This is a genomic window from Halocynthiibacter namhaensis (assembly GCF_000812685.1).
Taxonomy (GTDB): domain Bacteria; phylum Pseudomonadota; class Alphaproteobacteria; order Rhodobacterales; family Rhodobacteraceae; genus Halocynthiibacter; species Halocynthiibacter namhaensis.
Genome location: NZ_JWIF01000049.1, coordinates 1 through 11,752, shown reverse-complemented (window position 1 = coordinate 11,752; position 11,752 = coordinate 1). Strand labels below are relative to the sequence as shown.

Below are 11,752 nucleotides of genomic sequence, written 5' to 3'. Positions count from 1 at the left end.
GGTATCGACCCTTCCGTGGGAAGCGTTGGTGACAGCTATGACAACGCTCTAGCGGAAAGCACAATCGGTCTGTTCAAAACCGAGGTCATCGATTTTATGGGGCCTTGGAAATCTGTTGGACAGATCGAATGGGAAACCCTGAAATGGGTGAACTGGTACAACAAAAAACGCCTACACAGCAAAATCGATTACATCACCCCCCATGAAGCAGAGGAGAACTTCTATGAAGCCTTGAATGCCGCTGAAAAAGCAGCTTAATATTTGAACCAACAACTCTCCGGTAAAACCGGGGCGGTTCATATCTCGCGCATGAATTCGATGCCTCGCCGATCTGGGGACATAAGATCAAGAAGCACGATCTGAGGGCGGAGTTCGTCGAATTTAGCCAAGCCTTCTGTACCTGCTTCACAGGATTGCACATGATAGCCAGCTTTGTTGAGCGCAGCTTCATAGGTCAGCTGAAGGGAAGGGCTGTCTTCGATTAACAGCAATGGCTTATTCATGGTCCTTCGGCCTTTCTTCTTGGCCCAGTACTAGTTCAACTTGGTGCGTAGATGGAATGCTATGCCTTAATACTGAAAGGCAACTTTTCTGGGGACAAGCCGCTTCGCTGTCGCCGGGTTGAAACATCGCGTTGGATGGCACGTCAGGCTGTCGGCGGTGTTCGAAAGCGCTTGTTTTACCCACCGCGCGTTGGCTGTGCAGTACACCTGCTTGCAGGGCATTGCAGCCTAGCGATGGCAGATTATGCGTATCAAATGCTGATACGAGCAGTGAAATCGGGATCGAACCTGTGTGAAAGTGAGGCGTTAAATAGGTCAAACCATCCCCTCGGAAAGAGAGGATAGAGCGCACAAGTTCTTACCACAAAAGGGGCACCCGCGGAAAAACATTTACCGAATCACCAATTACCATTGTTCACAACACAATCATTGTGACTCGAATTTGTAGCGATTTGACGGAAAATTCAAGGGTAAATGGAATTTCCGGGGGATCCACTCGCTACGCGGTTGCATATCCTAGCGCTTTAAGTGCGTCGCGGATTTCGTCCAAAATTGCAGGGTCATCAATGGTCGCAGGCATTTTGAAACTTGTGCCATCCGCGATGTTTACCATTGTCGCGCGCAGAATTTTACCGGATCGGGTTTTGGGCAAACGATCAACCACGCAGGCCAGTTTGAACGCCGCAACCGGGCCGATTTTCTCGCGGACCAATTTGACAACTTCTTTCACGATGTCCTCATCTGGGCGATCGGTGCCAGTATTCAGGCAAAGAAACCCAATAGGCGCCTGGCCTTTCAACGCGTCGGACACGCCGATGACGGCACATTCAGCCACATCTGGATGTGAGGCCAGGACCTCTTCCATTCCGCCGGTCGACAGGCGGTGCCCTGCCACATTGATCACGTCATCGGTGCGCGCCATGATCGAGATATAGCCGTCTTCATCGATCATGCCCGCATCACCGGTTTCATAATATCCAGGGAAATGTTCAAGGTAGCTGGATTTGAAGCGATCTTCCGCGTTCCACAGAGTTGGCAAAGTGCCAGGCGGCAGGGGAAGTTTGATCGCAATGGAACCCAATTCACCAACAGGCATTGGATGACCTGCTTCGTCCAAGACTTGAACGTCATATCCAGGCATGGCGACGGCAGGGCTGCCAAGCTTCGTTGGAAGTTCCTCAATGCCGATCGGATTGGCGGCAATCGCCCAACCCGTTTCGGTTTGCCACCAATGATCAATGACGGGCACGTTCAAATGGTCTTGCGCCCAAGTGATTGTTGCAGGGTCTGCGCGTTCGCCGGCCAGATACACGGCCTTTAGGCAAGATAAGTCGTATTTTGTCACAAATGTGCCTTTGGGATCTTCGCGTTTTACCGCGCGAAAGGCGGTGGGGGCGGTGAAGAAGCTTTTGACATTATGTTCAGAGATCACGCGCCAGAATGTACCGGCATCTGGTGTGCCGATCGGCTTGCCTTCGAACACGATTGTTGTGTTCCCGTGGATCAGCGGACCATAGGTGATATAGGAATGGCCAACCACCCAACCCACATCTGATGCCGCCCAAAACACGTCACCGGGATCAACATTATAGATGTTTTTCATGGTCCAGTTGAGGGCAACCAGTTGACCCGCTGTGTGACGGATCACACCTTTTGGTTGGCCGGTCGTGCCTGAGGTATACAGAATATAGGCGGGGTGGTTGCCCTCGACAGGAAGACAGTCCGCGGGCTCAACCCCATATTGGAAGCCATGCCAATTGAAGTCACGGCCCTCGATGAGTTCTGCGATCTCTTGTTCGCGCTGAAAGATGACGCAAAAATCTGGTTTGTGATCTGCTAGATCAATCGCGCCGTCCAGCAATGGTTTGTAGTGGACAGTGCGTCCTGGCTCTAACCCACATGATGCAGCGAGGATCGCCTTTGGTTTGCAGTCGTCAATACGTACGGCCAACTCGTTGGCGGCGAAGCCACCAAATACCACGGAATGGACGGCGCCGATACGTGCACAGGCCAGCATGGCCTCAAGCGCTTCGGGGATCATTGGCATATAAATGATGACCCGATCCCCTTTTTCCACGCCCTTCGCGCGCAACGCACCAGCAAGAGAGGCGACGCGACTGCGCAGCTCAATGTATGAAATTTCACGTTTGGTCTGGGTGATGGGGCTGTCATAGATAATCGCGGTTTGCTCGCCACGTCCATTTTCAACATGACGATCAACTGCGTTCCAGCAGGTGTTGACCTTGGCATCCGCAAACCACTCATAAAGCGGGGCCTTGTCATCAAACAGCGCTTTGGAAGGTTTCTCAACCCAATCGATTGCCTCGGCCGCGTTCATCCAAAAAGCTTCTGGATCGGTTTTCCAAGCGTCATAGATCTCGCGATAGGTCATGTGGTATCCTCCCAGATGGCTTTGTCCCTCTGTATTTCTTATGCGCCTGGGGGAGGGGCAATCAAGTGGCATGACCCATGGCACCTGCGCCTGAATGTCGCGCTAACGATCTATCCCTTTGGTGTTGGGACCTCCCCCAAATGAACCCAAGCCTATGGGTTCATTGTATAGTTTGTTGGGCACAGGCATCGCGAAAATGAGATCAACCGTAGTGAGACACTGGGGTGCCCGCAACCGCAGACATGTTCAACAACCCGCGTGCCGTGATTGATGGTGTCACGATATGGGCGCGATTGCCCATGCCCATCAGGATAGGGCCAACTTCAAGACCATTCCCCTTCATTTTTAGAATATTACGCACGCCAGATGCTGCATCGGTGTTGGCGAACACCAAGACATTTGCAGCGCCCTTCAGGCGCGAACAAGGCAGGCTGCGTTCGCGCAGTTCTTCGTCAAGGGCGGCGTCGATATGCATCTCGCCCTCATAAATAAAGTCGCGTGGCTCACGGTCGAGAATTTCAATTGCAGCACGGGTGCGCCGGCCTGTATCGCAGTTAAGATTGCCAAACTGTGAATAGGAACACAGCGCGATCTTGGGCGTTACGCCAAAGCGGGCCACATGGCGCGCGGCAGAAATCGCGGTTTCGGCGATTTGCGCGGGGGTCGGTTCTGGGTGCACATGGGTATCCGCGATGAACAGCGGGCCATCTTCCAAGATCATTAGGCTTAAGGCACCCACGGGTTGCAATTCCTGCGTGCCAAGAATTTGCGTCACGTAGTTCATATGCCATTGGAACTGTCCAAAGGTGCCACAGATCAGGCTGTGGGCTTCTTCGCGTTGCACCATAATCGCGCCAATCGCTGTGGTATTGGTGCGCATGATGGCCTTGGCCAGATCCGGGGTCACGCCGTGACGTGACATCAAGTTATGATAGGTGTTCCAATAATCCCGGTATCTCGGATCGTTTTCGGGGTTCACTAGGTCAAAATCTTGCCCTGGGCGAATAGACAATCCTGCACGATCCAACCGGCGCTCGATGACTTCGGGGCGGCCAATCAAGATGGGCTTGTCGGTGGTTTCTTCCAGCATCGCGTTGGCTGCACGCAGCACGCGCTCGTCCTCGCCCTCGGCAAAAACGATACGCCGCGAGGCGGTGGCTGCGGCCTGGAACACCGGGCGCATGATCATCGCGGACTTGAAGACAGAGGCATCTAGGTTGTCTTTATATTTATCAAGGCATTCCACGGGGCGCTTGGCGACACCTGTTTCCATCGCAGCACGTGCCACGGCGGTCGCGACCACACCCATAAGGCGTGGATCAAATGGTTTGGGGATCAGATAATCAGCGCCAAATGTCAGTTGTTCACCCTTATAGGCGGCGGCGGCTTCGGCGGATGTGGTGGCGCGCGCAAGTTCTGCGATCCCCTCAACACAGGCCACTTTCATGGCTTCGTTGATTTCGGATGCACCAACGTCCAAAGCCCCACGGAAGATGAAGGGGAAACACAGCACATTGTTGACTTGATTGGGGAAATCAGAACGCCCGGTGGCGATGATGGCATCGGGCGCAACGGAACGCACGTCATCGGGCATGATCTCAGGGGTGGGGTTCGCAAGGGCGAAGACGATAGGCCTTTTCGCCATTTTGGCAACGTGTTCAGGTTTCAAAACGCCAGGGCCAGAGAGACCAAGGAACAGATCTGCGCCGCCAATCACATCGTCAAGCGTTGCGGCGGTGTCACCCTGTGCAAAAGCCGCTTTTTGTGGCGTCATTTCGTTTTCACGCCCCTTGTAAACAAGGCCGTCAATATCACAGAGCCACACGTTTTCGCGCTTTACACCAAGTGACAGAAGCATGTTCAAACATGCGATACCGGCAGCACCACCACCAGTGGATACCACTTTGATGTCGCTCATTTTTTTACCAACGACATGCAGGGCGTTATAGGCCGCTGCACCCACCACAATTGCTGTGCCGTGCTGGTCATCGTGAAACACAGGGATATTCATGCGCTTGCGGCAGATGTCTTCCACAATAAAGCAATCGGGGGCTTTGATGTCTTCCAAGTTAATCGCACCAAAGGTCGGTTCAAGGGCGCACACAATGTCAGCTAGGCGTTCTGGATCAGTTTCGTTTAATTCAATATCAAAACAATCAATGTTGGCGAACTTTTTGAACAGAACGGCTTTGCCTTCCATAACGGGTTTGGAGGCGAGGGGGCCAATATTGCCTAGACCCAGAACTGCCGTGCCATTGGTGACCACGGCAACCAAGTTCCCGCGCGCGGTATAGCGTTCGGCGGTTGCAGGGTCAGCTTTAATTTCAAGGCAAGCTTCGGCAACTCCGGGCGAATAAGCGCGGGCCAAGTCACGCCCATTGGCCATAGGTTTGGTCGCGCGAATTTCCAACTTACCGGGGCGGGGGAACTCATGATAATCCAGCGCGCGCTGGCGTGTTTTTTTCTCGCGACTGTCAGTCATGATGTCTCTCCCGGGGGCGGTGTGTTTTACACTCGTTTAACGTTGAACTATCTGTTTCGTCGCATATTGCATGCTTAACGTCGGTAATTCAACACTCTTGCCAAATGGATTTGAATGCCGCATGGTTTTGAAAAGCTTTAAGTCTAAAATAACGGAGAAAACCATGGCTGACGGTAACCCAGTAGTGGATCAGGAAATCAGAGCCGAAATCCGCATTCCAACGGATCACCTTCCAAAAGACATCCCGTTCTTCACCAAGACCTTAAAGATGCGGATGGACAGCATCTATCCAGCGGACAATCCGCAGGTCGCGGTCTTTTCCGGCCATGGTATCCGGTTGCGCGTTGAAAAGGGTGCAGCAGAAGCCCCGGCCACTTTGCGTATTCTTACGGATAATCCTGATGATTTTGCCGATGGAGCGCGGGTTTTGACGGCGCCCAACGGGACGAAGATTGAGATCGATGAACTGAACCCACCGGTGGTGATGCCAGAAACCGAACACGCTTTTGTCGTGCGTCGTCTGAAAGATCAGGCCCCCTGGGTGATCGGCCGCGCAGGTATGCATTATCGCGATTTGATTCCAACCCGTCTGGGTGGGTCCATCATTGCCAGCCACATTCGCATTCCGGATGGTGGCCCTGTGCCAGACATGGTGCATTACCATAAGGTTGGTTTTCAGCTGATCTTCTGCGTCGCCGGTTGGGTTGACGTCTTATATGAAGATCAGGGCGAAAAGATTCGTCTGCATGCGGGGGATTGCTTCATTCAGCCCCCTGAAATTCGCCACCGTGTGCTCTATGCCAGCGAGGCAATTGAAGTGCTAGAGATCGGCGTTCCTGCGGAACACATCACTGAGATTGACCATGAGATGGAACTGCCAACCCCGCATCTGCGCCCAGATCGTGAATGGCAGGGGCAACGCTTTGTGCATAATGTTGGTAAAGAAAGCCCGTTCAAACCCTTCCGCATTCCTGGCTTTGACGCGCGGGATACCACGATCTGCGAAAACACCAAAGAGGTGGCAGGCGTACAGGTGATCCGCCCGGCGAATGGGGACGCACCCTGGTCCAAACACAGTGCTGATATCCATTTCACCTTTGTGAAAACCGGCACGATGACCTTGGAAGGTGAGGGCAAGGATCCTTATTCTCTTGAGGCAGGGGATGCTTTTGTGATCCCTCCGGGAATGGAAACTCGCTACAGTGCGGCTTCGGATGATCTGGAACTGATTGAGGTTTCCTTGCCGGGCGCCTTCACCACGCAAACGCGTTAAGACACTTGCATCTGCGGGGCGCGGGTATAGTCTGGGCATCTGATTTAAGAAGGATGCCCAAATGACCGATGATGTAGTGTTGGCCAGTGCCAAAGCCGCGCGTGAAAATGCCCATGCGCCCTATTCGAAATTCTTGGTTGGGGCCGCTTTGCGAACGCCAGATGGTCAACTGTTTCAGGGCTGTAACGTAGAGAATATCGCATATCCTGAAGGCACCTGTGCGGAGGCCGGGGCGATCGCTGCCATGTGCTGTGCTGGCGGGCGCGAGATTGCTGAAATCACCGTGGTGGCCGATAGCCCGGCACCTGTCCCACCCTGTGGTGGCTGCCGGCAGAAAATTGCGGAATTCGCGGGCAACGATGTGGTTGTGACCATGGCCACCATGGAAGGCAAAACCCTATCGATGACAGTTGGGGATTTACTGCCGGGGCGTTTTTCCGAAGAACATATGGAAAAGGCTTAAGGCATGGATGCCCGTAGCATTATTCTGGGGCTGCGTGAAAAACGGACCTTATCTGTTGAGGAAATCCACTGGTTTGCGAGGGGCCTTAGTGATGGTACCGTAAGCGACGCCCAAGCCGGTGCGTTTGCAATGGCGACCTGTTTGAACGGGCTGGGCGATGCTGGGCGGGTGGCGTTGACCGAAGCGATGCGTGACAGCGGTGATGTGATGACTTGGGATTTGCCCGGTCCCGTGGTGGATAAGCATTCCACAGGCGGGGTGGGGGATTGCGTATCGTTGATCCTTGCACCTGCGCTTGCGGCATGCGGGGCCTATGTACCGATGATTTCAGGGCGCGGCCTTGGGCATACGGGGGGGACACTGGACAAACTTGAAGCCATCCCCGGTGTAAATACAGAAGTGTCAGAGACGAAATTTCGCCAGATGGTTGGTGGCTTGGGCTGCGCGATTGTCTCGGCTACAGGTGATATCGCCCCGGCAGACAAACGACTTTATGCAGTGCGCGATGTGACCTCGACCGTGGAAAGTATTGACCTGATCACAGCGTCGATCTTGTCGAAGAAATTGGCCGCGGGGCTTGAGACCTTGGTGCTGGATGTTAAATGCGGATCCGGTGCGTTCATGGGCTGCGCGTCTGAGGCGTCTGAACTGGCAAATGCGTTGGTGAGTACGGCAAAAGGGGCGGGATGTTCGACGCTTGCGCTTGTCACGGATATGAATTCGCCCCTGGCACCCGCTGCTGGAAATGCATTGGAGGTGCGCGAATGTTTGCGTGTGCTGGAAGGGCGACAGGATGGCGTGTTGTTGCAATTGACTGCGGCTTTGGGCGGCGCGCTTTTGGTGGCCGCGAAGCTGGCGACAGACGAAGCCAAGGGACGCAGCATGATCCGCGCGGTGATCGCATCGGGGCAGGCCCGCGAGGTCTTGGCCAAAATGGTTGCGGCCCTGGGCGGCCCTACTGATGTAAGCGAGACCTGCTTGCCGGAAGCCTCTGTTGTGCTGGAAGTGCAGGCGAAAAAGACAGGTCACATTTCTGAAATTGATGTGCGCGCGCTGGGCGAGGCCGTTGTGCATTTGGGTGGCGGACGCCTTTATGGCGGGCAAAAATTGGACATGGCTGTGGGGCTTTCCCAGCTGGGACGTGTCGGTGATCACGTCGAGCAGGGCGGGCCGTTGGCGATGGTACATGCCGCAAATGAAGCGGCGGCTGAGCACGCGGCGAAAGCTGTTTTATCGGCAATAGTTATAGCTGGTACAGCTGCGCCTACGCCATTGATTTTGGAGACAGTTGAATGACGCATAAACGCGCGTTTTTGGTCGTGTTGGATTCGGTCGGCTGTGGTGGTGCGCCCGACGCGGATCAGTTTTTTAATGGTGACTTGCCGGACACAGGGGCGAATACATTGGGCCATATTGCGCAGGCTTGTGCCGCTGGGCAGGCGAATGAAGACCGCAACGGGCCTTTGAATATGCCACACCTAGCAGCGGCTGGTTTGGGGGCGGCGGTGCGCCTCGCTTCAGGGGCTGAAGCCCCCGCGCTCGGCGCACCCTCTGGCACGCCAGAGGCGCTTTGGGGCGCGGCCACGGAAATATCAAAAGGGAAAGACACGCCGTCAGGGCATTGGGAAATGGCCGGGGTGCCGGTGCCATGGAATTGGCATTTTTTCCCAGATGACGAGGTTAGCTTTGACGCGGATCTCATGGCGAAAGTTGCCCGGCTGTGTGGGACAGAGGGCACGCTGTACAACCGTCATGGGTCCGGCATGGCAGTCATTGAGGAGGCCGCCGCAGAACATGTGAAATGCGGCTGGCCCATCTGCTACACCTCTGCCGACAGCGTGTTTCAAATCGCCGCCCATGAAGAATATTTCGGCCTAGATCGGTTGCAAAAACTATGCGCTGATATTGCTCCGACGTTGCATAAGATGAAGGTTGGGCGCGTCATTGCACGACCTTTCACTGGGGATGTGGAAACCGGTTTTCAGCGCACTATCAATCGCCGTGACTATGCCATTGATCCACCTTCAGATACGCTATGTGATGTTGCTGATAACGCAGGTCGCAAGGTTTATGCTATTGGTAAGATTGGCGATATTTTCTCTATGCGCGGTATTCATGATTTGCGTAAAGGGGATGATCACGCATTGATGGGGCATCTTTTGGATGTGATGGATGAGGCCGTTGAGGGCAGCTTTACCTTCGCGAATTTTGTCGAATTTGACAGCCAGTTTGGGCACCAACGAGATGTGTCTGGCTATGCGTCGGCTTTGGAATGGTTTGACGCTTGTCTGCCGGATATCAAGGCGCGGATGCGCGAAGGTGATCTTGTGATTTTCACAGCTGACCACGGAAATGACCCCACCTGGAGGGGCAGTGACCACACACGCGAACGGGTGCCGGTGATCGCTTTGGGCAAAGGGGCGGGCGAGATTGGACTTGTCGCGTATTCCGACATCGCGGCTTCGATCGCGGAGCATCTGGGCTTGCCCGATGTTGGGCCTGGGAAAAGTTTTTTGTGAGGGACTATGGAATTTCAAAACACACCAAAGATTGAACTACACTTGCATCTTGAAGGCGCAATGCCACCAGAATTTGCGCGACGTTTGGCAGATGAGAAAAACATCAGCCTTGAAGGCGTATTTGACGAAACTGGGGGCTATGCTTATCGCGATTTTTGGCATTTTCTTGAGGTCTATGAGGTGGCCACCCAGGTTCTGACCGGCCCTGAGGAATTCGCGCGTCTGACCAAGGCGGTTTTAGAACAATCCGCGCAACATGGGGTGGTTTACACCGAAGCGTTCATCAGCCCAGATTTTTGCGGCGGCGGGGATGTCGGCGCTTGGAAGGAATATTTGGCAGCGATGCAGCAGGCCGCCGCTGAGGCCGAAGCAGAACATGGGATCAAATTGCGCGGTATCGCGACGCCGATCCGCCATTTTGGCCCCGAAAAAGCGAAAGCCGCTGCAAAATGCGCCGCAGAGACCTCCGGGGATTTCATCACGGGGCTTGGCATTGGCGGCGACGAAAAGGCCGGCAAGCTTTCTGATTTCTCATGGAGCTTTGATTGCGCGCGGGAAGCGGGCTTGCAATTGACCGCGCATGCCGGGGAATGGGGCGGTCCAGAAAGCGTGCGAGATGCGCTAAGTCTGAATGTGGAACGCATTGGCCATGGTGTGCGTGCGATTGAAGATGCCGAATTGGTGAAGGAATTGGTGACACGCGATGTGACGCTGGAAGTCTGCCCTGGTTCAAACGTTTTCCTTGGTGTTTATCCGAAACTGGCCGACCACCCGTTGGTCCGTTTGATGGACGCAGGGGTGAATTGCACTGTTTCAACCGATGACCCGCCCTTCTTTCACACAACGATGACCAAGGAATACCAGGACCTGGCAACGGTTTTCCGCTTTGACGAACAGGTGTTTTTGGATTTAAACAAGATGGCAGCGAAGGCGGCGTTTTGTGATGAAGACACGCGTGCCGCCCTTTTGAAACAGTTTACCTAACCGCAGGAGCCTCCCATGAGCGAGCATCTGACCATCGTTGATCACCCGTTGGTGCAACACAAGCTGACCTTGATGCGTCAGGAAGGCACGCCAACCGCTGGTTTTCGCCAATTGTTGCGTGAGATTTCGCAGCTTCTGGCCTATGAGGTCACGCGCGAATTGGAGATGACGACAAAAACTATCACGACGCCAATGCAAGACATGGACGCGCCTGTTTTGGCAGGCAAAAAGCTTGCGCTAATTTCGATCTTACGCGCAGGCAACGGGTTGCTTGACGGGGTGCTTGAACTGATCCCATCTGCGCGTGTCGGCTTTGTTGGCCTGTATCGTGACGAAGAAACGCTTCAACCGGTGCAGTATTATTTCAAAGTGCCAGAAGCGATGGAAGACCGCCTTGTGATCGCCGTGGATCCAATGTTGGCCACAGGGAATTCCTCGGTTGCGGCCATTGATTTGTTGAAAAAATCTGGTGCGAAGAACATTCGCTTTCTGTGCTTGTTGGCATCGCCCGAAGGTGTCGCACGCATGAAAGAGGCACACCCTGATGTACCAATTATCACCGCGTCCTTGGACGAGAAACTGAATGATAAGGGTTACATTGTACCAGGTTTGGGTGATGCAGGCGACCGGATGTTCGGCACCAAGTAAATACGCCAACTTGACTTTATGCGCCCCTGCTTTGGTGGGGGCGTTTTTGTTTCGGAAACTGAAACATCCGTCACAAGCCGGTGAGAAACCCTGTAACATCTGTGGGTTGCGCTTCCCCTAATGGGGCCGGGTTTCTATATGGCATGTAACGAAATTTGAATGAGTGAGAATATGATGAACGCCCAAACCACCCGCCGTCTCGGACAGGTTCCCCCCGTAAATGAACCGCCCCGGTTTTACCGGAGAGTTGTTGGTTCAAATATTAAGCTGCTTTTTCAGCGGCATTCAAGGCTTCATAGAAGTTCTCCTCTGCTTCATGGGGGGTGATGTAATCGATTTTGCTGTGTAGGCGTTTTTTGTTGTACCAGTTCACCCATTTCAGGGTTTCCCATTCGATCTGTCCAACAGATTTCCAAGGCCCCATAAAATCGATGACCTCGGTTTTGAACAGACCGATTGTGCTTTCCGCTAGAGCGTTGTCATAGCTG

General features: G+C 54.0%; 11 protein-coding genes. 7 read left to right on the top strand and 4 right to left on the bottom strand.

Annotation, left to right across the window (positions count from 1 at the left end):
- Positions 1-258 (top strand): integrase core domain-containing protein (locus tag RJ38_RS07290; RefSeq protein WP_039017853.1); only part of this gene is annotated, 258 nt, incomplete at its 5' end.
- A 38-nt stretch (positions 259-296) separates the two neighbouring features.
- Here RJ38_RS07290 and RJ38_RS07285 read toward each other — a convergent pair.
- The 3 genes from RJ38_RS07285 to RJ38_RS07275 form a co-directional block, all read right to left on the bottom strand.
- Positions 297-503 (bottom strand): response regulator transcription factor, encoded by a 207-nt coding sequence (locus tag RJ38_RS07285; RefSeq protein WP_052245266.1) that lies wholly within the window; start codon positions 501-503, stop codon positions 297-299.
- 499 nt (positions 504-1,002) lie between these two features.
- Positions 1,003-2,895, bottom strand: coding sequence for a propionate-CoA ligase PrpE (gene prpE / locus RJ38_RS07280; protein WP_039018219.1), 1,893 nt, complete (start codon positions 2,893-2,895; stop codon positions 1,003-1,005).
- 202 nt (positions 2,896-3,097) lie between these two features.
- Complete coding sequence (locus RJ38_RS07275; protein WP_039018218.1) at positions 3,098-5,377, bottom strand: NADP-dependent malic enzyme; 2,280 nt, start codon at positions 5,375-5,377, stop codon at positions 3,098-3,100.
- Positions 5,378-5,540: 163 nt separating this feature from the next.
- Here RJ38_RS07275 and RJ38_RS07270 point away from each other — a divergent pair, with 163 nt between their 5' ends.
- From RJ38_RS07270 to upp, 6 genes are all read left to right on the top strand, one after another.
- On the top strand, positions 5,541-6,650 hold the full coding sequence (locus RJ38_RS07270) for a cupin domain-containing protein (RefSeq protein ID WP_052245265.1): 1,110 nt from the start codon (positions 5,541-5,543) through the stop codon (positions 6,648-6,650).
- A gap of 61 nt (positions 6,651-6,711) precedes the next feature.
- Positions 6,712-7,113 (top strand): cytidine deaminase, encoded by a 402-nt coding sequence (locus tag RJ38_RS07265; protein ID WP_039018217.1) that lies wholly within the window; start codon positions 6,712-6,714, stop codon positions 7,111-7,113.
- A gap of 3 nt (positions 7,114-7,116) precedes the next feature.
- On the top strand, positions 7,117-8,409 hold the full coding sequence (locus RJ38_RS07260; protein ID WP_039018216.1) for a thymidine phosphorylase: 1,293 nt from the start codon (positions 7,117-7,119) through the stop codon (positions 8,407-8,409).
- Complete coding sequence (locus RJ38_RS07255) at positions 8,406-9,632, top strand: phosphopentomutase (protein WP_039018215.1); 1,227 nt, start codon at positions 8,406-8,408, stop codon at positions 9,630-9,632. The genes RJ38_RS07260 and RJ38_RS07255 overlap by 4 nt, the downstream gene beginning before the upstream one ends.
- Before the next feature lie 6 nt (positions 9,633-9,638).
- Complete coding sequence (locus tag RJ38_RS07250) at positions 9,639-10,616, top strand: adenosine deaminase (protein WP_039018214.1); 978 nt, start codon at positions 9,639-9,641, stop codon at positions 10,614-10,616.
- A 15-nt stretch (positions 10,617-10,631) separates the two neighbouring features.
- Positions 10,632-11,264, top strand: coding sequence for a uracil phosphoribosyltransferase (upp, locus tag RJ38_RS07245; RefSeq protein WP_039018213.1), 633 nt, complete (start codon positions 10,632-10,634; stop codon positions 11,262-11,264).
- 262 nt (positions 11,265-11,526) lie between these two features.
- On the opposite strand, the gene RJ38_RS07240 is transcribed toward upp, so the two are convergent.
- On the bottom strand, positions 11,527-11,752 hold a 226-nt coding region (locus RJ38_RS07240; protein ID WP_039017056.1), incomplete at its 5' end, for an integrase core domain-containing protein.